This is a genomic window from Paenibacillus sp. FSL R5-0701, from assembly GCF_037973995.1.
Classification (GTDB): Bacteria; Bacillota; Bacilli; order Paenibacillales; family Paenibacillaceae; genus Paenibacillus.
Window position 1 is genome coordinate 4,740,854 of sequence record NZ_CP150230.1, and the last position, 20,356, is coordinate 4,761,209.

A 20,356-nucleotide genomic window follows, 5' to 3' on the forward strand; every position below is an offset into this window, starting at 1 on the left:
GGATCTCTGCTCATATCAATAAACTTAGTTAAACTCCAACACCGATTCCTCCCGCTGACTCATGACTTCAATTAACATGTTGGCACCCAGACGAAAACCTTGTGCAAACGCTGCTTCGGTATGCATGCCCTCACATCTGCCACACAAGTCAAATAACTGTTCAAGCTCAAGAAATTCGTTCTCGCTCAATCGATTCTTCCACTGCTCTGTCAGAGCTGCAATCTGCCGCCCTAACGCTTGGTATTCAGGATGTGTCGGCATCATCATCTCATCCGGTCGAAGTCGTCCATTATATAATGCTTCTAATATCGAATTCATGTGCATCCTCCTGTATATCAATTCACACCTCGCTTGAATGAACGTTCTACACATGGTAGGATATTTATGCAGTCGCTCATTCAAGTGATTGCGGTATAGGAAGCAGCGTGTTCTTCGTGGGACTTGCGCTGCTTCCTTTTTTATTTTTGGAGTTCGTCGTAAATCTTCTCAATCCCTTTGCGAACGATGTCTGATCGATTCGTATTCAGCTTCTCAGCCGAAATATCGAGCTTGTTCATAATTTCCTCGTCAACACGTATCTCGATCGTTCTGCTTTTGGGTTTGTCAGATTTAGGGCGCCCCATCTTTTTGGCGGACATTGCTTCACCTCTTTTTTTGTCCTGACAACAATATATTATTGTCAGGACAAAAAGTCAATATAATTATAAAACATACGTTCGTTTTTGTGACAGCAGATTCATAGATAAATCTATAGTCAGTAATCCGTTTCAATGACAAAAAACAACCTTGAACGGCTAGGCGCTCAAGGTCGTTAGAGTACTATTTCACTCTTCCATTGGCTTTCCATATCTCACTAAGACATGCCAGAGTAATTTTAACTCTTGTAGAACTTCTTTGTAGGTTCCTCTATCGCTCCAATGGCTTGGGTTTCGTTTCAAGTCCATAGCTGCAGAACCAATGATATTTGCATCAATCAAATCACTTTTTGCAATTCTCTTGGCTAGTGAAGGCATCGAAGGACCTCGAAAATCCATGGGAATTTCATCAACCAATAGTGTAAAGCCCATGTGCCAGTGGAGATCAATTGAATACTTTAAACATATCTGCTCTAAGATTCTTCCTGTATGGGTGCCTTTAAATGATGGGTCGGCAACAAGCATCTTTACATCTTTTTCAAGGGAAATATCACCATGAACCTGAGCTTCGATATAATGGTCCAGATTTCGGTTCGGCTCTTGGTTGGATGGATTTTGGAATGGTTTCTCAAGATTGACGAGCATATGATCGATTAACTTTTGAACCGTTAGATTTCTTTCACCAATGGCAAAATCACTATAAAATACATCCCTCATAAGAGCAGCCAAAACGAGGTCAAATTCCTCATACGTTCCCTTTTCCTCGGGGTCTTGGTGAGAATCCAAATATGTATACGTGCAACGTTGAGAGACCTCAGTGGATAAAAGGAAGTAACATGATCCAAAACGCGGAGCAGGTCCATCGGGATGTAACATAACATTGAGTGCCCCATACTTGGGCCGTTCGCTATTGGTTGAGCCATTTATTTGGTACGCTCCGCCAAACATTTTATTCTCCCAAACGTCACGTTCACCGCCTGAAAATGCGGAGACACTTCCATTTGATAAGAAAGTCTCAAACTGACTTTTATAAACTCCCTGCTCAAGTAGTGCTTCAGCAACGCTTTTCATGGTCGGATCTAATCGATCTGGGTGAAAGTGTAGCGCAATACTTGCATGAGATTTTAGTTTATTGATAGCTTTTTCAAATGTCTTCATCTCGATGTTGGACATACGAAGGATTTCTCTAATAGTTTGCTCCGCCTCATTTTTACGGCTTCTTGCATAATTGGTTACATGCTCTTGAGCTAATTGCTGAGACCTTGATAGTTCCATGGGCAGAGGAGTCCTTTCCCTTTTTATAAAATCATAATACATGATGGACAGTAAGTGAACTTACAGGCGGTTCAAAAATCATGATATTGTGCAATGAATCAATCCGTGTCACTTCTTTCAATTTGAATCATATCTTGTGCAACGCACGCTTCTCCACCATCATAAAGCTATGAACCCCTTATTCTTCGCCTTGTATCTTAACTTGCTTCTCGTCCTTCACGGTCACCTGAACTACTTGCCCTTCATTCGCTGTCATCGCATCTCGCATAAGAAGGGTCCATGTCCCTGAATCTGCATCAAACCGCTTGTCCTCAATGACTGGAACACGGATGTTCTCTGCATCAGGTGAAAGAAGTCCGCTACGAATCGCATCCGCATCCGTCATATGCGCGCCATCCGGTGCCACTGGACAAGATACCGCTATCCTTTCTGCTCTGGCTTGCCCGGGGTAAGGCTCGTTTTCCGGGCCTCCATCCGTCCAGACTTTAACATAGGAGCCGATCTGCGGATCAGGCGCATTGGAGAACCATTTTGCCGGATAATACCGACTTCCTCCTCCGCTCGCACTGAAGTCTTCATATGCAGGATCAACCACAAGAATGGAATCGTCTTTGCGTTCAACCACATAACCAGTGAAGCCCTTTTCACTTGGTGCATTGGCTTGAGTCTGCACGGAGTTGCACTCGATATGTCCTGAACATCCCGTAAGGCATACGATCAGGATTGAGAGCAATATGAGGACTCGACGAAGGCTGGACATATGTAAATCCCCCTTTAATAACACCTCTTTCTAAATTTAACGTTCCATATCAGTTTATTGTTACAAATACAGCTGTCAGCTCACCCTTAACTTCCTGACGGGCTCAGCACGATCAACCCAAATATTCACTTCTTCCTATCCCTTTTGTACACGTACCTGCCCCAGATCACCAACGCCGCACACAACAAGATCACACAATAGGCCCAAACAAACAGCATGGCAAGCCCCAACCCAATGTTGGCATCCAGGCGCTCATCAAAGATCTCTGTGTATAGCGAAAAACCGAGTGGCACAGCGCCAACAATGAAAAGTCCAATGGACCATCCACCCCTGCGTTGGAAACCGGACCCCGCACGATTACTGGAAATTTTGCGAATCCCTTGAGTCAGTAGCCACCAAATCAGAATAAATAATAGACAGGTTATAAGAATTTTCAGCATATCGTTCAACTGCATATCGTGCACCTCCTACATCTTCAAGATGATGAACATATCTTACACGTTAAGCGTTCTCTTTACTATATTACCCGTTTCCACATTCATGATCAGGAGACAGATAACAACGTTGCACCTCAGACTCACACAATAATTATGAAAAAGAAAAAACGCCACCGTCCTGACTCCTTCCAAGTCAACAACGATGGCGTTACTTCTCGTATTTACATTGTTACATCCACATTGAATAGGTTACGCGCCAAACTGCGCATAGTGAAGGCGGCTGTACACCCCACCAGCTGCGAGTAATTCTTCATGGCGTCCCTGCTCCGTAATGCCTTGTTCAGCAACGACAATAATGCGGTCTGCATTTTTGATCGTAGCCAATCGGTGAGCAATAACCAGTGTGGTCCGACCCTCGGACAGCTCAGCAAGGGATTGCTGAATCGCCGCTTCCGTTTCTGTATCCAGCGCGGATGTGGCTTCGTCCAGGATCAGAATTGGTGGGTTTTTCAGGAACATACGGGCAATAGACAAACGCTGTTTCTGTCCACCCGACAGCTTCACACCGCGTTCACCAATTAACGTATCCAATCCTTCCGGCATGGATTGAATCAAAGGTTCCATCTGGGCACGTCTGGCGGCCATCCAGATTTCTTCTTCGGATGCATCCAGCTTGCCATAGGCAATGTTCTCCCGAATGCTTCCATCGAAGAGGAACACGTCCTGTTGTACAATTCCGATATGACTACGCAACGAGTCTAGTGTCATATCCTGTATCTCCTGCCCATCGATCGTGATGCGACCTTCCAGCACATCATAGAACCGCGGCAGCAGACTGCATAGCGTTGTTTTACCTGCCCCCGATGGACCGACAAGCGCTACAGTTTCACCTGCACGTACGTTTAGATCGATACCTTTGAGAACAGGTTCCTGATCGGAATAACCAAAGGTCACTTGCTCATAACGGATATCCCCACGCAAATGGGATACCGTAACGGCTCCTGGACGATCTTCCACATCCGGTTCCATATCAAGCAACTCCGTATAACGTTTGAAGCCTGCAATCCCTTTTGGATACGTCTCAATAACCGAGTTGATCTTCTGGATCGGTGTCAAGAACACATTGGATAACATAATAAATGCAATGAACTGACCGTAGGTCATACTGCCTTGAATGACAAACCATGTTCCGCATACCAAGACAAAGAGGGATACCAGCTTCATCAGCATATAACTGACGGAAGAGTTCCAGGCCATGATTTTGTATGCGATCAGTTTGGTCTGACGGAAACGACCGTTGTTCACAGCGAATTGTGCTTTTTCATGCTCTTCATTAGCAAAAGCCTGAACAACACGGATACCTGTAATATTGTTCTCTACACGAGCATTGAAGTCCGCAATATCACCGAACATTCGGCTGAATGCCTTGGACATTTTGCTACCAAAGTAGAGTGACAGATAAATAATCAGCGGTACGATGATAAAGGTTAACACCGCCAGATTCCCGTTAATGCTCATCATGATGCTGAATGCACCAATTAGCGTCATGACCGCGATAAATACATCCTCTGGACCATGATGGGCAATCTCACCGATATCCATCAGGTCATTAGTCATGCGGGACACGAGGTGTCCTGTTTTGGTATTATCGAAGAAACGGAACGATAACTTCTGCACATGATTAAACAGACTTTTACGCATATCCGTCTCAATGTTAATACCCAGCTTGTGTCCCCAATAGGTAACCACGAAGTTCAAAAATGAATTCAATAAGTAGATGCCTAGCAATGCCAGACATGCCCATAGAATCCAGTCCCAGCGACCACCTGGCAGCAGATCATCGACTACCCGGTTGACCGCCAGTGGAAAAGCCAGCTCCAGCAGAGCGACCAGAATCGCACAGCTGAAGTCAAGAATAAAGAGCTTTTTGTAAGGCCTGTAATAGGCAAAGAAACGGCGAAGCATGGACTGAAGTCCTCCTTATGCAATCACACAATGATGATTACGTTCTATTTCGTCTTGCTTAAGAGGTACAGGAAGTATGGCGCACCAATAATGGCAACCAGGATCCCCGCAGGAATCTCCGAAGGCTGCAGGATGACACGACCCAGCGTATCTGCAACCAGTACAAGCAATGAACCGATCAGTGCAGATGCAGGTAACAGGAATTGATGTTTTGGACCCACCAAACGACGTGCCAAATGCGGTCCGATCAGACCAACAAAACCAATCCCCCCACTCACAGATACACATGAGCCGGCAAGTCCTACAGCAGCCGCAAGCAAAATCAGTCGCTCACGCTCAACCGGAGTCCCGAGTCCACTTGCAGTCTGGTCACCCAGATTCAACACGTTCAGTACACGTGCCTTATACAGAACAAGCGGGACAAGAATAATAAGAAACGGTAGCAATGCCGTTACAAATTTCCAGTTCGAACCCCAGATGCTGCCTGCCATCCAGGTAGCTACAAATTGATATTTTTCCGGACTAAGCCGTAACGTAAGCACGATCATGGCAGAACTGATTCCCGCCGCTACCCCGATCCCTGTAAGCAACATACGCGTAGGCAGGATGCCCTCTCCTTTTTTGTAAGAGAGAATGTAGATCAGAAATGCAGCAAAACCGGAACCGATCAGGGCCAGAATTGGCAAAAGAAATACCGGCGCTGCTGTCGTTGTCGGGAAAAAGGAAACAAATAACATGACGACCAGACCAGCACCTGCATTAATCCCGAGGATCCCCGGATCTGCCAACGCATTCCGAGATACTCCCTGCAAAATACAACCAGATAACGCAAGTCCGGCCCCGACCAGCACCGAAATCACAATACGTGGCAGACGGAATTCAAACAGGATCAATTCCTGTTTCGCCGTGCCTCCACCAAACAGGGTTCGCATCACCTCAAGCGGCGAAAGCTTGGTAAAACCTGTGTTCATGCTCACCACAAAAGCCGTAATAATTAATAGGGCAAGCACAATGAGGACAATCGTACTCTTGGTTCTCTTCTTGCGCTCTGCTCCAACTATTGTTGAGGATTCCATCGTTACAGAGTCCTCCTTTCTTTACGCGCCAGATACAGGAAGAATGGTACCCCGATGAGGGCAACCAATGCGCCAATTGGCGTCTCGTACGGCGGGTTAATCATACGTGCAGCCAGATCCGCAAATACAAGTAACAGACTGCCCATCACAGCGGAACATGGAATAATCCAGCGATAATCGACCCCAACCAGCTTCCGCGTGAGATGGGGAATAATGAGTCCGACAAAACCGACCGCACCCACCACGGACACAGCTGTACCCGCGAGAATCAGTACAACAATCAGGCCTATGAGCTTGATCAGCCCAGTACGTTGCCCCAAGCCCACCGCAATATCTTCTCCGAGACTAAGCAGAGTTATGGAACGGGAGATGAGAAGACCTGCGATCAGTGCCGCGAGTACCCATGGGAACATGACCTCAAGTTGAGACCACTTCGTTCCGGCTACACCACCGGCCGTCCAGAAAGCCAGATCTTGTCCAATCCTGAAATATAATGCAATCCCTTCACTGAGTGCCGACAACATCGCTGATACAGCCGCACCTGCAAGTACAAGGCGTAGTGGTGTAAGGCCTGATTTGGAAGCTGCACCAAAACCATACACCAACAGGACACCAAGCCCCGCACCAAGGAAGGAATACATGATGATATACATAAATGGCAAGCCAGGGAAGAAGGCAAAACAAACTGCAAGTGCAAATCCAGCTCCCGCATTCAACCCAAGCAGACCTGAATCGGCCAGCGGGTTACGAGTCATGCCCTGCATGATCGCCCCAGCTACAGCGAAACATGCACCAACCATTGCTCCTCCAAGGATACGTGGTAACCGAATCTCCCATATGATCTGATGTGGTGTCAGCTCAGGATTGAAATCAAAGATAGCCTTCCAGACTACACTAAGCTTAATATCAGCAGCGCCAAAAGAAATGGACAACGCCATACCCAGAGCGAGTAGCAAAACTCCCCCTGTAAGAATAAGTGTGGCCGCCCACGGACGAGTGTGTATCTTCGCTGTGGGTGAATCCGGATTATGTTTTTCTGGTGAAGCTTGTGATCTCATACGCGCCCACCCTCGTTATGAGTGGAACTGCTCAAACCTATGTACATAACAATCACCTCTCTATAAATACCGAACTTTAATGATATTGATATTGATTCTCATTCCCATAGACTATTGTAAGTGAATCCACGGGCGCTGGCAATGGACAAATAGGACATGTTTATTGCATATATGAAGATTTGCACACAATTTTACACGTAAAAAGGCTGCGCAAGAGCCAAAAAGCTCGAACACAGCCTTATCATTGCATATGTAGAACATGTAAAATACAGACTCGTTTAACGGGTATGTACCGTAAGTAAAGATGCCAGGACATCCGGAACATCGGTAATGATCCCTTGCACACCCATGTCAATCAAGGCCTGCATCTCGGCAGGATCATTCACCGTAAATGGGTAGGTAACAACGCCATGTGCCAGTGCAGCAGCAACATCTTCTTGTGTGACCGCCAGCTTGTAGGGATGAAGGCCGGAAGCTTCGAGTTTGGCGGCATAATCATAGGGACGATACAACTTTTCCATATATAGTAGTGCTGTACGAATCTCCGGGGCAAGACGTTTACATCTCACGAGGGAAGCATGATTGAAGCTGGACAGCACGACCTGTTGCTCCAGATTCCAGTCCCGGATCGCTTGTATAACCTTCTCTTCCATCCCCTTATAACTCACAATACCATTTTTCAATTCCAGATTAAGCAGGGTTCCTTTCCCCTGTACCAGCTTGAATAACTCCTCCAGAGAAGGAATACGTTCCCCGGTAAAATCAGCATGGAACCAGGAGCCGGCATCCCTTGTGCGCAATTGATCGTAAGTCGTATCTTTAACCCAGCCTTCTGTGCCACCAGTTCGACTTAACGTCTCATCATGAATCAGTACCAGTCTGCCATCACTCGTCATCTGCACATCGGTTTCGATCCCTGTCGCTCCAAGCTCCAGACTTCGTTCAAAAGCGCTCATCGTATTCTCCGGGCATACGGCAGATGCACCGCGGTGGGCAATAATCTCCATGTTCCTCATTCCAGCGCCTCCTGTGTTCAAGCTTCGTTATATGATCCTTACTATAAACACGGTTTGTTAGACCTGTATTAACAGAGCGTATAATGGGTTACCTGCTTCGCTAATACTAGCGACCGGGCCCAACATCTAACGGGCTGGGGATTCACTCATTTTTGCGAACTCAATCTGAAAATCGACATAACATAGTATGAACGATGGAAGCACTGAACTCCGTTATAAGGAGGTTGACTATTGAGTCCCTCAAAGAAAAAATCGATACCTACGCGTCCTCACACATCCCAGTTACAGTCGGCTTCCAGGCATTCTAGAGCATCTGTCCATATCAAAAACAAATCCGGCAAGACGGCTAATCAGCGTTCTCTTAACTCCAGTTCACCCAACACACTGGATCAGCTGGCTATTGTTGCAGCAATACTCTCCTTAATTGCAGCCGCCATCGGGCTATATATCGCCTGGAAATCGTTAAGTAATCCGGATCAAACTGCTGTTGTGGTGTAAAGCTGCTTGTTGCGCAGCTAATGGCTCAGGAGGCTCTCTCCTGCTTCTGACCTTATTCAGGGGCAGGTTTTTGCTTTTTCAAATACTCAACGTATGCTGAAAACGTCAAAAAACCGTTCCCCTGAAACGCCAGCATATACCGGCGTCTCTTTGGAAAGGTCATTTGTTATTGGGGCGCTGCCTCTGCAGCTTAATCCCCGTCCCGGGATACTGACCGAATTACAGAATGAATGTGCGAGAGATAATAACCAACAGAATGAACAATACCAAAATTGCACCTGTCGATGTCCATGCTCCACCACCGAAGCCTCCGCAATATCCGTAACCTGTACCTTTGAGTTCGCTCATCAGTGACACTCCCCTCTTCATCGAAGTACACTATAGACTATGTCCAATAGCGCAACTTGCTTGGGCAGATCGAAAATTCTCCCGAGGAACGATTGGATACAGGCCCGTCTTCTTATACACTCATTTCCCGTTGAGTTGTGACCACTTCTGAGTCAGCTCTGCAGGAATATAGGATGACATTTGTTTGATCAGTTCAGCCGGATCAGATTCCAGACTCCACAGACTGAGATGCGAATTGTTGGAGAACCCTTCCTGTACGCTATGTTCTACCATCTTCATCAGCGGTCCATAATATCCATTGACATTTAATAAGCCAACAGGCTTACGATGAATACCGATCTGTGCCCAACACAGTACCTCGAATAGTTCTTCAAATGTACCCATGCCTCCGGGAAGTGCAATGAATCCATCGGATAATTCAGCCATCGTAGCCTTCCGTTCATGCATGGTTCCCACTTCAATCAGTTGTGTGAGCCCTCCATGAACAACCTCGCCCCGGAACAATCCGGTAGGCATAACCCCGATAACCTCTCCCCCTCGCTCAAGAGCAGCATCGGCTACTGCACCCATCAAGCCCATGCAAGAACCACCATAGACCAGTGCATAACCACTATCAGCAATCTGTTTGCCCAGTTGAACAGCCTTCTCTGTATATTCGGGGTGATTTCCCGGATTGGAGCCTGCAAAAACAGCTATACGTTTCATTGGGTTTCACTCCTTCTCGTGATCTATTTTAATAGTATACAACATGAATGTAATGGGTATGTACAATAGGTTAACAGAATCAATGGACAAAAAAAAACCGACCGTTTGCAGCCGGCCGGGCTCCCATTTCAATACACATCAATTTAGAAGGGGTTGTTATTACCTAATATACAGACCGAACATTAAATCCGTATGATCTTTGCATGAAATGAATATTAAATCTTCGTATAACTAACGTATCCCACGGCGTGAACGTACAACAAACATATGCTTGTCTTTACGAAGAACCCGACCATCTGCAAGTTCAACCTGATCCTCGTCATGACGCAGAATCGTCGTGGATAACGCTACAATTTTGGCCCGGCGCCAGATCATAACCTGTGACTTGAAATAGATCGCATTTTCGAACTGAATCGCCTTTTTCATCACATATCCAACCTTGTGTACTTCAGAACGTGCTTTCTTTAAGGGAAGACTCTCTTCGGGAAGAGGTCTGATCATTGCGATATTGTCAAACGATACCTTAATCCGTTTCGGTCCGATCCGTACACATTCCGCTTCTTCATCCCACTCGACCAGCGTTCCCTTCAATGGCTCCCGTATGCCTGTTGCACGATATACCGCTACTTTTCGTCCTATCCAATGTCGCAATGTTCTCACCTCCATCTGTCTAGTTTTCAGGTATCTTCCAATCGATCGGTTCAATACCTTTGGAGGTCAAGAAGTCATTGGCTTTGGAAAAGGGACGACTGCCGAGGAATCCACGATGCGCAGCCAGCGGACTGGGATGTGTAGACTCCAGTACAAGGTGCTTGTCCCTGTTAATAAAAGAACCTTTCTTCTGGGCATGACTGCCCCATAGCATAAATACCATTGGCTCTGAACGCTCATTCAACGCGCGAATGACCGCATCCGTAAACGTCTGCCATCCCAGTGCCTGATGGGAGTTCGGCTGACCTTCACGAACCGTCAGAACAGCATTTAATAGCAGGACTCCCTGTTGTGCCCAATGAACCAGAGATCCATGATTCGGAATCGGCAGGTCCAGATCGGCATGAAGTTCCTTATATATATTTTTCAGAGAAGGCGGTACACGCACTCCCGGTCTAACCGAAAAGCTTAATCCATGAGCCTGTCCTGCTCCGTGATAAGGGTCCTGACCAATAATAACGGCCTTAACCTGATGATACGGCGTCAGCTTCAGTGCCGAGAACAGGTCTTCTTTGGGCGGAAAGACCGTCTGCGTTTTGTACTCGGCGGCGAGAGTGTAACGAATCTTGTTAAAATATTCGGCTTCCGTCTCTTCCTGAAGCACCTTGTCCCAATCGTTTCCAAACATATGTATAGGCTCCTTTCCCCTGATGAATGCAGTTTCGTTCAGCCCAACTACTGGGCTCTTCCTTCTGAGAGCCGCATGTCATGCAACTCATAGACTATCCACCATTTTAACATAACCGGGGACAGCAGACCAGAATTGCGCATCAGGTATAGGTCCACCTCGAAATAAATCGTATTCTTGCTACATTCAGTATACTCAATCCAAAAAAGTCACCTCGCTGTTGCGTGATGACTTGATGATTTATACTTGAACGGGCACCTCTTCGACTTCTTTCACAAGCACACTGCTAATTCTCCGTAACCCTTCCTGAAGGACAGAACGGGGACAAGCCAGATTCAACCGAATACAACCCTCACCATTGGCTACAAACATATGACCATCTTCGAGCAATACACCCGCTTGCTCAGCGAAGAATAATGGTAAGCTTACATTATGGGGAGCATATGCCGAGATATCAATCCAGGCCAGATACGTGGCTTCCGGGATGTGAAAAACAGCCCGTGGCAGATGCTGCTTCAAATACTGTTCAACACAGGCGAAATTGGCGTCTAGATAACCTTTTAATTGTTTCAGCCATTCATCACCCGTTTCGTAAGCCGCTTGAGTGGCAGCGATGCTCAGTGGGTTTTTGAAACCATAATGGCGTGCCTGCCAGATGTCTCGAAGTTCATTATTCGGAATGATGACATTGGAGAACATCAGACCAGCCATGTTGAATGTTTTGCTCGGAGACATACATGTAATGATTCGATCCGTATCCGGGAACAGCTTTGCGAGTGGCGTATGTTTTTTGCCTGTCCGCAGCAGATCACAGTGAATTTCATCCGAAATGACCCATACGTTGTTCCTCAGGCAGATTTCACCCACACGTTGCAGCTCCTCCGTTGTCCAGACACGTCCAGACGGATTATGGGGATTGCAGAAAATACATACCCTTACCTTCTCATCCTTCGCTTTGGCTTCAAAATCCTCAAAATCAATCGAGTAATGCCCCTGCTCATTGATCATATCCGAACAGACCAGTTCAAGATTGTTATGCTCCGCAGCTGACTTGAAGAAACCATAAGACGGGGTCACGATCAGTACTTTCTCATCCGATTGACAGAGATATTCCACCAATTCATATAAAGCGGGAATGATCCCGTTTGAGGTCTCCAAATGCTCCTTCGCGAAGGACCAGTCATAGTATCTTTTCATCCAATTGGAGACAGCTTCGTAGTATGCGGGATCGAATACTTGGGAGTAACCCATGATTCTACGATCCAGACGATCCTTAACTGCATCCAGAATCTCGGGAGGTGTGGCAAATTCCATATCTGCAATCCACATGCGAATAAATTCTTCATCCTTGAATGGAAAAGTCATGTCCTCTGTGGCTTTAAAAATATATTGACGGAAACCATCCGTATTCATAGCATTTGTACCTGTGCGGTCTATAATCTCATCAAAGTTATATTTCATAGCTTCTGCTCCTCTGTCTGCTCAACATTTCATTGTCGTTTCATGTCGTATTACATCCATTATTCCATGACGCTGGAATTGCATCAAATGCAATACAATCTATCCTGACGAAACAAATGAAGTTAATTGTTTCTCCAGAATAGGTATTTCGACGAAAAAGTGATATATTTCTCATATAACATCATTTTTATGATGACTTTCATCATTTTCACGTACTCTCAAGAAACATTGCATAAGGAGAACCGTTTATGAACAATATCAATCAGGAAGTTGGCAAGAAAATACGAAACTTTCGGAAGTGGCGGGGAATGACCATTCAACAGCTTGCGGATCAGATCTTCAAGAGCAAGGGCACGCTGTCCAAATATGAGAGCGGAGATATTACACTCGATCTGGTGACGTTACATCACATTGCGAACGCACTCAACATCCAGGTGGAGCAACTCTTGTACCAAGAGCCAAGACATGCTTCTCCCCTGATGAATGCGGTCCCTTCCAGCTTTTTCAAGAACTCCACCCGTTTCTATTCCTACTTCTATGATGGGCGTAACAACAGTCTCATTCGTTGTGTCATTGACATGATGGCTCAATCGGATGCCAACCGTTATCGCACCGTGATGTATATGAATGTGAAGGATTTTGAGAACTATCAAGAGTGCGAGAATATGTATTGGGGCCACACCGAGCATTATGACACACTCACCACCCTGATTTTGAAAAATCAGGCCACGCCGCTGGAAAACCTATATATTAATATTTTGGCGTCTTTTCAGGAATCGGAGAAAAAGTGGGGACTGATGGCGGGTGTCTCCTTCAGACCTTTCATGCCGATCGCGCTAAAAATGTTATTCTCCAGAACCCCGCTGCCCGAGAATCAGGAGTTATATAATGAATTAAAAATCTCAAAGGAAGATCTGCGGACCTTGAAAATATACAACATGCTCGCTGTCACTTGAACAACGCAGCGCGTCACACATTCTCATATCATATGGGATGGAGACAGTTCCTCCCCATTAGAAAAGGCACTTCTATAAGCTGTTGAAACCAGCTCTCATAAAAGTGCCTTTTGCTTTGACGCTTATTGGATCGTGGAATAAACGAGACTAACGCTTAGTTTTTAATTAAATCCAGCGTCTCGTCAAACATTTGCTTCTGTTCCTCAATCTTGTTCTCATTACCGATCACGCAGCGCTGTTGCTGTTCAAGTATAGCCGATAAAAGCTCAGCAAAACCGATAATGTCGCTTTCCTTTGTGCTTAACACTTCGTCACGTTCCTGTTGCAGATCCGCTTCAGTCACATTTGACAGATAACACTCCAGGGAGAAAGCTCCTTCTCCATAAGGCGTTCTCGGCGTATCGAGATCCTGAATCGCACCAATGATATAACGCGTCATTTCCCGCTCGTCTGCCCGGAAATCGGTCAAATATTGCGGTATCTCTTCATATATTTTGTACGTTTTATCGAGATTTGGATCACGATACGATGCAACGTAGCTGTCTCCGTTCCGTCTGAAGCCTGACATACAGCCATAAGCTCCGCCTTTGGCGCGGATATTGGTCCACAAGTAATCCAGAGACAGGATTCCCTGCAAGACCCGAAGTGAACCGGTGTATTGATATCCATTGTCGATATAATTGCCCGTTTGCACCACGTACTGCACCTCTGACGGGGAACGGAATCCTTCCTTATGAGTTGCAGGTGTGAACGTAAACTCTTCCTTGGCAACCTCATGTGTGAACAGCTTCGCTTTCAGATCGGATACCTGTTGCTCCAGTCCCTCATATCCCTGTTCATCGGCAGTATAACTAACAAGCAAGTTCTCCGGTCTGAAAATATACCCCGTCAACTCTTGCAGACTGGAAGATAACTCTTCTTTTCTCGCCTCAAAGTTCTCCTGAAGATCCTCAAGCCACTGGTAAAACGCGATACCACTTACCGCTTCCCTAAAATCCGCAACCGCTGAATGTTTGGACGAAGACCGGCCAATTCCCGCAGAGTGTCCGCTATTGATCAGATTACGTTGCAGATTACCTTTCATCTGAGAGATGATCTCATACAACCGCTTCGAATTATCGAATCGGGATGTGAACACAATTTCTTTGATCATGTCAAAGGCAAATCCAAGCTTGTCATACAACACTTTTGCGTTGAACTCATAGGTCGCCTTGAATTCATTGTGCTTGTGCGCGTTAGCATAAGATCCAATACCGCTATGAATACCACCTGAGTGGATATGGATCTCATTGGACAGTTCATTGAACGAGTAGTTTTGAGTGTCCACGTAACCCAATACATTCTTGAGCAATCCTGCATACGGCAGGAGATGACGTGGCACTTCTTTGATATCAAACAGCAGTCTCAGATAACCAATTCCGTTGGTGTAGAGGTTATGATGCAGAATGGTTGTGCCATCGACCTCGTTCACCGTTTGATGCAAGGTAGAGGCCTTCGGTTCAATATCTTCAATCGATAACGTCGGAATGACCTGCTGCTGCTCTTTGGTTGAAGGTGTATTCTGATATTCGGCTAGTGCTTCCGTTTTCTGAATCAACGTCAGAACTTCTTCCTTACTAAGACCGGCCTGAATAGTTTTCAGACGTTCTTTCAACGCTTCCTCCTTGCGTGAGTTCAGCCCCTTATCCGGGGTAAGCGCCACAAAGGAAGTATGTGTGTTTTGCAATATATACTTCTCAATGAGTTGCTCGAAGTAACCTTCGTTCATTTTTGTCCGCAGTTCAGCAAATACGTCATTGGCCTCTAAATGGGTGAAAGGTGCATCTTCATCGTACAGCCAGCTTTGCAGGGAGGAGAATCCGTAGATCAGGCCTTTCGGCATTCTGCCATAGTCCGCTTCTCTGTGATTGAACTCATACGAGTTAATTCCAGCAAGCAGCGCTTTAGGATCAAAGCCTTCTTTTACCACACGCTCAAGTACTTCTTTGACCGTTCCCAGAAAATCCTCTTTGCTAGACAGATTGCTCTTCTTCAATCCCACAGTGAATACGGGTTGATACAGGCTGTCATCATACGAACCGTAAACGTCCTTCGCGATTCCTTTATCCAACAAAGCCTGCTTCAAGACTGCTCCCGGAGCGTTCAGCAGTGCGTATAACAAAATTTGGAACGAAATGTTCAGTTCCTTGTCCAGACTTGTGCCGATCACCGCATTGTAGGTCAAGAAGCTGTTATCAACTTCCGATTCCGTACTTCCCGCAGAGTAAGTCTTAACCGTGTCTACCCGTTCTGCAAAAGCAAGTTGAAGTTGAATGGCCGAATCAATCTCGATTCGATCATATGCGCTCAGATAGTTTTCATCCAGCCATTGCAGTTTCTCTTCCATATCCATATCGCCGTACAGATAGATGTAACTGTTGGACGGATGATAGTATCTCGTGTGGAAATCCAGCAGCCCCTGATACGTTAGATCCAGAATAGCTTCCGGGAATCCACCAGACTCGGAGGAGTATGTAGTATCCGGGAAAAGGGAGTTCAGCACTTCTCTGCGCACCATTCGTTCCGGTGAAGAAAAAGCACCCTTCATCTCGTTATATACAACACCGTTGTAGGTTAACTCATCGTCAGCAGAGGTCAGGTTGTAGTTCCAGCCTTCCTGCAAAAATATCTTTTCATTCTCATAAATATTTGTATTTAATACCGCATCCAGATATATGTCCATCAGGTTATGGAAGTCATGATCATTACGACTCGCGATCGGATAGATCGTCTTATCGGGATACGTCATGGCGTTAAGGAATGTATTCAATGAACCTTTCAGCAACTCAACAAAAGAATCCTTGGCCGGAAATTTCTTGGACCCACAGAGCACGGAGTGTTCGAGGATATGGGCTACCCCTGTATCATCTTCCGGAGGTGTGCGGAAACCGATACTGAATACTTTGTTGTCGTCCTGATTGGACAAAAGTACAATTTTGGCCCCGGATTTCTGGTGTTCCAACAGATACGCATCCGATTTCAGTTCTTCGATTCTGCGCTCCTGTAACACCTTGTATGGCTTAAGCTGTTTCAACATAAACTTGAGTCCTCCGTCCATAAGATTGTTTTATTGGTTTTGTGACTCAATATAAGTTCAAATATGGTTATTTACACGGGCACTCCGATGACAGAACAACAGCTGTCCTCTCCGTTGTCGTGTAAATGTGTAGTTGAACTTATATCGTTCAGCAAGGTAAAGGTAATATATGCCTATGGATAGTATACACCATTGTTCCGTCTCTTCATAAAAGTCAGATAAATGTACCTTCTGATATGTATTATGCAGGGTTTATGTTTATGAACTGCATGGTGATGTGGTCAGCTATAATATCAAATTCATGAAAGAACACAAAAAGATCGCATGCAGCTTGGTTTTAGAGAAATTTTAGCAATTTCATACAGCATAACCATAGGTGCCACCTGCTTATTTCTTCAAAGAACTAGCACCGGGCTTCAAAATCTAGCTTCCCTCTCTTAATGCAAACTCGGCTTGAGCTTTTTTAGATATTCTACCTTTAAGCGTTTTCTTTCTTCAGCACTACTAAAGTACTTCTTCGTCCAACATCCTCTATAATCCTCAAAACTCTCTTCCAACCCCAAATTTATCCACAAACCAACTGTATGTTCAAACATTCTTCCAATCGCAAACGAACAGCCTCTTTTTTAATATTTTCACTATATGATTAAATTTTTTCCTTTTTTCGCTGACATAGCAAAAATCCCCTCCGTTTTTTCAGTGTTGAGTTCATTTTAACACGGTCTCTTTTTTCACTGTCTACCTTGTGGGGATAGTACCATTAACAAACGTCATAAGATTTTTTATTTATATGCGAGGATCGGGATCAGAACGGTACGGTGGTCACTACCGCAGGATTTTAAATCCTGAAGTAGTCTTAAAAGTCCCTTTTCTAAACTACCGAAAGATCGACCACGCGGATTTAAGGCATTTTTTGTGTTCTATTCCTTTTAGATTCAGTAATTTGTATATGCAACCATGTTAGCAAGAATGTAAACGGAAAGATTCGAGTAGTAACCTTGAGCTTCCAATCTTTTATACGTGAATCATTTTCATAAGACAGATTGTAATATGAAGTGCGACACCCGCTGGAAATAAATAAAAAATGGCCCATGGCCGGATTCGTGTAGAATGAAGTCACCACAACAACCATTCACACAAGGAGAATCCACCATGAGCTACAGACATCTTAGCATAATCGAGCGCAGCAAGCTAGAAATCCTCCATCGGCAAGGTCAAAGTTCAAGAGGCATCGCAAAAGAATTAGGAAGACATCCTTCGACGATTTGTCGTGAATTGAATCGTGCTACTTCATCGCAAGCCTATCAGGCAGAACAGGCTCAGAGCGCGTATGAGGAGCGTCGTAAGGCTTCTGTCTCACCTGGTAAATGGTCCGAAGTCTTAGCTATTTCCTTGGAGGAAAAACTGCAGGCAACGTGGTCTCCGGAACAGATCACAGAACGTTTCCGCATCCAAGGTCTGCCGTCGGTCTCCTTTAAAACCATCTATCGTTGGCTCTATGCCGGACGTCTAGTTCGAGGCGTGTTACAGGTCCTTCGACACAAAGGGAAGCGTCAGAAACCCACAGAAACTCGCGGTAAATTCGCTATCGGCAGATCCATTTCGGATCGCCCCAATGAGGTTCGTTCCCGAGAAACGTTTGGGCACTGGGAACTGGATACCGTCGTATCAGGTCGTGGGAAAAGTAAAGGATGCGTAGCCACGCTCATTGAACGCAAAACCCGGCTGTATACCGCCATTCTCATGCCGGATCGTACCGCTTTGTCCATGGAAATTGCGCTTGGTGTAGCCATCTCCCAGTACCCTAAAGGCACCTTCCTTACAGCCACGGCTGACAGAGGCAAGGAATTTGCTTGCTATGCAAACCTGGAAGACACACATGGCTTTCACGTCTATTTTGCTGACCCGTATTCTTCCTGGCAACGCGGTTCCAACGAAAATGGGAATGGACTACTGCGGGAGTTTCATCCCAAGGGCACCGACTTCGCTCAAGTAGAGGATGAAGATCTCGGACACTCACTGGATCTGATTAACCACAGACCCCGAAAATGCTTGGGCTGGAGAACCGCTCACGAATCTTTCACAGAGGAACTGTCGCACTTGGTTTGACAATCTGTCAAATGTTAAATTTATTAATTTATTTCTTATAACATCATAATCACTATCCCCTAACATTAGCAGTGCATTTCCAGTTGAATCTTCTTCTACAAGAAAAGCTATACTTGCGCGATTATAAGGATTCAATTGTTCGATTGATGTGTTAGATTTTAATTCGTCCAGCAAAAACTCATAATCATTGTTTGATTTCTCGCCTTTTGTATCGGCCACCTTTTCCTTTTTAGTATTTTTATCTTTTAAATATTTTTCATAAAATTTAACTAATTCATGTGGAGAAGGTGATAGGAAAGTAATTTTAATTCCATCATAGCAAATATCACTTCTTCCGTTATTAACGGTGATTATATCTTCCAATAAATCTAAATCATATAATTTTTGCTGAATATCATCAGCTGATGCCGCACTAGTATCGGACGAATTAAATCTAAATTCATTTTTTTTCAATTCTTCAAATGGATAATTAAAAAATTTAGCAACAACATATGGAGAGTTATATATTACCCGCTTGACTTTGTCCTTTTTAGAATTATCATTTAATAATTTTTGAAACAAACGAGTAAATCCTTTTATATGATCATCATCAATATGAGTGACAATGATCAAGTCCAAAATATTATTCTCTATAAACCTGGTTATTATTTTTTCATTGTTAATAGAATAACTGAGAGCAGTTCCACTATCTACTAAGATATTAAATGCTTTACCTCCATTTGTTTTCAATTGAATTAATAAACAATCACCATAACCTGCTTTCATCATTTGAATCTCCATTGTCAGATCATATTTACTGTATACTAAGTAAATATATCCTCCCTTCTTTTCAAGTAATACAATCGTTACAGCTTTCCCCTCGTTTTAACTCATCTCACATCACTCTGTTCCGATCTATTGCTCTAAACATTCAACCTCTTAACAACCAATTGTAATCCAACATAATTTCGATCTTTAAAGGATTATATCCTTTATAATAGTAAAACACATAGGTGTTTTCGGACATTACTGAATCGAATGATTGCATGACAGCACATAAATTAACGGTATAATAACACAATTTATCCAAAAAAAGAAATCCTCAATTCAGAGGATAATGGCTATAAAGAAACTTTTTCGGTCATAGTAAGGATAAGCTAGAGTACAAACCGTCAACGCCGATTCAGAAAATACAAGAGTGAACAGACGACTAGTATTATTATAGATAACCCTGTTACCCACATAGAACGAACTTCGAGAATGTAAGAAATTCCTTGGCACATATAGCTTTTCTTTAAATATAGAGAATTTCACAAACACTAAAGTGTATCTTTAATGGACTTTATCAGTAACTCCTGATCTATGATACGTTTCTTTGTCACTTTCACAGGAATAGTGTCGAGTATTCTTGTCCCACACATCAATCAAAGCGTCAGTAAGTGTAGACTTGACGATTGTTCTAAACATAGTTCAAGATCTTCTTCCCCAAGTTATTCAAACGTATTGTTTTTCAAGTAGCCCATTTCTTCAATTAATGAGATGATGCAGATCTTAAAAAAATGAAGAACATGCTGGACATAACCAGACTTCATATAAGGCTTGCTTTGGAGCATAGCGATAAAAAATAACAATCTACCTATCGTAAAGAATTCATAAATCAGAC

19 protein-coding genes are annotated in these 20,356 nt (G+C 44.5%); 3 read left to right on the forward strand and 16 right to left on the reverse strand.

The window, feature by feature from the left end:
- Nucleotides 1-24 precede the first annotated feature (24 nt).
- The 9 genes from MKZ13_RS20945 to MKZ13_RS20985 all read right to left on the reverse strand — a co-directional run bounded on the left by MKZ13_RS20945 (nt 25) and on the right by MKZ13_RS20985 (nt 8,222).
- Nucleotides 25-318, reverse strand: a complete 294-nt coding sequence (locus MKZ13_RS20945) for a DUF6809 family protein (RefSeq protein WP_047843715.1) — start codon at nt 316-318, stop codon at nt 25-27.
- A gap of 140 nt (nt 319-458) precedes the next feature.
- Nucleotides 459-638: a ribbon-helix-helix domain-containing protein gene (locus tag MKZ13_RS20950; protein ID WP_017687382.1), complete on the reverse strand. Its 180-nt coding sequence runs from the start codon at nt 636-638 to the stop codon at nt 459-461.
- Nucleotides 639-824: 186 nt separating this feature from the next.
- Nucleotides 825-1,910, reverse strand: a complete 1,086-nt coding sequence (locus MKZ13_RS20955) for a DUF3626 domain-containing protein (protein ID WP_339185423.1) — start codon at nt 1,908-1,910, stop codon at nt 825-827.
- Between the two features lie 178 nt (nt 1,911-2,088).
- Nucleotides 2,089-2,670, reverse strand: a complete 582-nt coding sequence (locus tag MKZ13_RS20960; RefSeq protein WP_339177889.1) for a DUF3221 domain-containing protein — start codon at nt 2,668-2,670, stop codon at nt 2,089-2,091.
- Nucleotides 2,671-2,795: 125 nt separating this feature from the next.
- A complete protein-coding gene (locus tag MKZ13_RS20965; protein ID WP_339177891.1) occupies nt 2,796-3,125 on the reverse strand; it encodes a hypothetical protein in 330 nt (109 codons plus the stop codon).
- A 231-nt stretch (nt 3,126-3,356) separates the two neighbouring features.
- Nucleotides 3,357-5,072, reverse strand: a complete 1,716-nt coding sequence (locus tag MKZ13_RS20970) for an ABC transporter ATP-binding protein (protein WP_076250814.1) — start codon at nt 5,070-5,072, stop codon at nt 3,357-3,359.
- A gap of 44 nt (nt 5,073-5,116) precedes the next feature.
- On the reverse strand, nt 5,117-6,148 hold the full coding sequence (locus tag MKZ13_RS20975; RefSeq protein WP_074095819.1) for an iron ABC transporter permease: 1,032 nt from the start codon (nt 6,146-6,148) through the stop codon (nt 5,117-5,119).
- Between the two features lie 2 nt (nt 6,149-6,150).
- Nucleotides 6,151-7,206 carry an iron ABC transporter permease gene (locus MKZ13_RS20980; RefSeq protein WP_339177895.1) on the reverse strand — a complete coding sequence of 352 codons (1,056 nt, stop codon included), beginning with the start codon at nt 7,204-7,206 and terminating at the stop codon, nt 6,151-6,153.
- Between the two features lie 278 nt (nt 7,207-7,484).
- Nucleotides 7,485-8,222 carry a glycerophosphodiester phosphodiesterase gene (locus MKZ13_RS20985; RefSeq protein WP_339177896.1) on the reverse strand — a complete coding sequence of 246 codons (738 nt, stop codon included), beginning with the start codon at nt 8,220-8,222 and terminating at the stop codon, nt 7,485-7,487.
- A gap of 231 nt (nt 8,223-8,453) precedes the next feature.
- On the opposite strand from MKZ13_RS20985, the gene MKZ13_RS20990 reads away from it, so the two are divergent.
- Nucleotides 8,454-8,720: a hypothetical protein gene (locus tag MKZ13_RS20990; RefSeq protein ID WP_339177897.1), complete on the forward strand. Its 267-nt coding sequence runs from the start codon at nt 8,454-8,456 to the stop codon at nt 8,718-8,720.
- 219 nt (nt 8,721-8,939) lie between these two features.
- On the opposite strand, the gene MKZ13_RS20995 is transcribed toward MKZ13_RS20990, so the two are convergent.
- From MKZ13_RS20995 to MKZ13_RS21015, 5 genes are all read right to left on the reverse strand, one after another.
- Nucleotides 8,940-9,068: a hypothetical protein gene (locus MKZ13_RS20995; RefSeq protein ID WP_255319930.1), complete on the reverse strand. Its 129-nt coding sequence runs from the start codon at nt 9,066-9,068 to the stop codon at nt 8,940-8,942.
- 120 nt (nt 9,069-9,188) lie between these two features.
- Nucleotides 9,189-9,773: a TIGR00730 family Rossman fold protein gene (locus tag MKZ13_RS21000; RefSeq protein WP_339177898.1), complete on the reverse strand. Its 585-nt coding sequence runs from the start codon at nt 9,771-9,773 to the stop codon at nt 9,189-9,191.
- Between the two features lie 231 nt (nt 9,774-10,004).
- Nucleotides 10,005-10,424, reverse strand: a complete 420-nt coding sequence (locus MKZ13_RS21005; RefSeq protein ID WP_017687369.1) for a hypothetical protein — start codon at nt 10,422-10,424, stop codon at nt 10,005-10,007.
- 19 nt (nt 10,425-10,443) lie between these two features.
- Complete coding sequence (ung, locus tag MKZ13_RS21010; RefSeq protein WP_339177899.1) at nt 10,444-11,112, reverse strand: uracil-DNA glycosylase; 669 nt, start codon at nt 11,110-11,112, stop codon at nt 10,444-10,446.
- Between the two features lie 240 nt (nt 11,113-11,352).
- Complete coding sequence (locus MKZ13_RS21015) at nt 11,353-12,573, reverse strand: MalY/PatB family protein (RefSeq protein ID WP_339177901.1); 1,221 nt, start codon at nt 12,571-12,573, stop codon at nt 11,353-11,355.
- A 248-nt stretch (nt 12,574-12,821) separates the two neighbouring features.
- Between MKZ13_RS21015 and MKZ13_RS21020 the strand changes: the two genes are divergently transcribed.
- Entirely contained in the window at nt 12,822-13,529 is a 708-nt protein-coding gene (locus tag MKZ13_RS21020; protein WP_221825411.1) for a helix-turn-helix transcriptional regulator, read from the forward strand.
- 154 nt (nt 13,530-13,683) lie between these two features.
- Here MKZ13_RS21020 and MKZ13_RS21025 read toward each other — a convergent pair whose 3' ends face one another.
- Entirely contained in the window at nt 13,684-16,605 is a 2,922-nt protein-coding gene (locus tag MKZ13_RS21025; protein ID WP_339177903.1) for an insulinase family protein, read from the reverse strand.
- A 1,152-nt stretch (nt 16,606-17,757) separates the two neighbouring features.
- On the opposite strand from MKZ13_RS21025, the gene MKZ13_RS21030 reads away from it, so the two are divergent.
- Nucleotides 17,758-18,714, forward strand: a complete 957-nt coding sequence (locus MKZ13_RS21030) for an IS30 family transposase (protein ID WP_076210700.1) — start codon at nt 17,758-17,760, stop codon at nt 18,712-18,714.
- Here MKZ13_RS21030 and MKZ13_RS21035 read toward each other — a convergent pair.
- Nucleotides 18,622-19,482, reverse strand: coding sequence for an MBL fold metallo-hydrolase (locus tag MKZ13_RS21035; RefSeq protein WP_339177905.1), 861 nt, complete (start codon nt 19,480-19,482; stop codon nt 18,622-18,624). The genes MKZ13_RS21030 and MKZ13_RS21035 overlap by 93 nt on opposite strands.
- Nucleotides 19,483-20,356 lie beyond the last annotated feature (874 nt).

Coding starts and splice junctions, on each gene's coding strand:
- MKZ13_RS21035 (WP_339177905.1), bottom strand. CDS start 19,482: ATGATGAAAGCAGGTTATGGTGATTGTTTATTAATTCAATTGAAAACA.
- MKZ13_RS20970 (WP_076250814.1), bottom strand. CDS start 5,072: ATGCTTCGCCGTTTCTTTGCCTATTACAGGCCTTACAAAAAGCTCTTT.
- MKZ13_RS20950 (WP_017687382.1), bottom strand. CDS start 638: ATGTCCGCCAAAAAGATGGGGCGCCCTAAATCTGACAAACCCAAAAGC.
- MKZ13_RS21020 (WP_221825411.1), top strand. CDS start 12,822: ATGAACAATATCAATCAGGAAGTTGGCAAGAAAATACGAAACTTTCGG.
- MKZ13_RS20995 (WP_255319930.1), bottom strand. CDS start 9,068: ATGAGCGAACTCAAAGGTACAGGTTACGGATATTGCGGAGGCTTCGGT.
- MKZ13_RS21030 (WP_076210700.1), top strand. CDS start 17,758: ATGAGCTACAGACATCTTAGCATAATCGAGCGCAGCAAGCTAGAAATC.
- MKZ13_RS20965 (WP_339177891.1), bottom strand. CDS start 3,125: ATGCAGTTGAACGATATGCTGAAAATTCTTATAACCTGTCTATTATTT.
- MKZ13_RS20980 (WP_339177895.1), bottom strand. CDS start 7,206: ATGAGATCACAAGCTTCACCAGAAAAACATAATCCGGATTCACCCACA.
- MKZ13_RS21015 (WP_339177901.1), bottom strand. CDS start 12,573: ATGAAATATAACTTTGATGAGATTATAGACCGCACAGGTACAAATGCT.
- MKZ13_RS20945 (WP_047843715.1), bottom strand. CDS start 318: ATGAATTCGATATTAGAAGCATTATATAATGGACGACTTCGACCGGAT.
- MKZ13_RS20975 (WP_074095819.1), bottom strand. CDS start 6,148: ATGGAATCCTCAACAATAGTTGGAGCAGAGCGCAAGAAGAGAACCAAG.
- MKZ13_RS20955 (WP_339185423.1), bottom strand. CDS start 1,910: ATGGAACTATCAAGGTCTCAGCAATTAGCTCAAGAGCATGTAACCAAT.
- MKZ13_RS20985 (WP_339177896.1), bottom strand. CDS start 8,222: ATGAGGAACATGGAGATTATTGCCCACCGCGGTGCATCTGCCGTATGC.
- MKZ13_RS21025 (WP_339177903.1), bottom strand. CDS start 16,605: ATGTTGAAACAGCTTAAGCCATACAAGGTGTTACAGGAGCGCAGAATC.
- ung (WP_339177899.1), bottom strand. CDS start 11,112: ATGTTTGGAAACGATTGGGACAAGGTGCTTCAGGAAGAGACGGAAGCC.
- MKZ13_RS21000 (WP_339177898.1), bottom strand. CDS start 9,773: ATGAAACGTATAGCTGTTTTTGCAGGCTCCAATCCGGGAAATCACCCC.
- MKZ13_RS20960 (WP_339177889.1), bottom strand. CDS start 2,670: ATGTCCAGCCTTCGTCGAGTCCTCATATTGCTCTCAATCCTGATCGTA.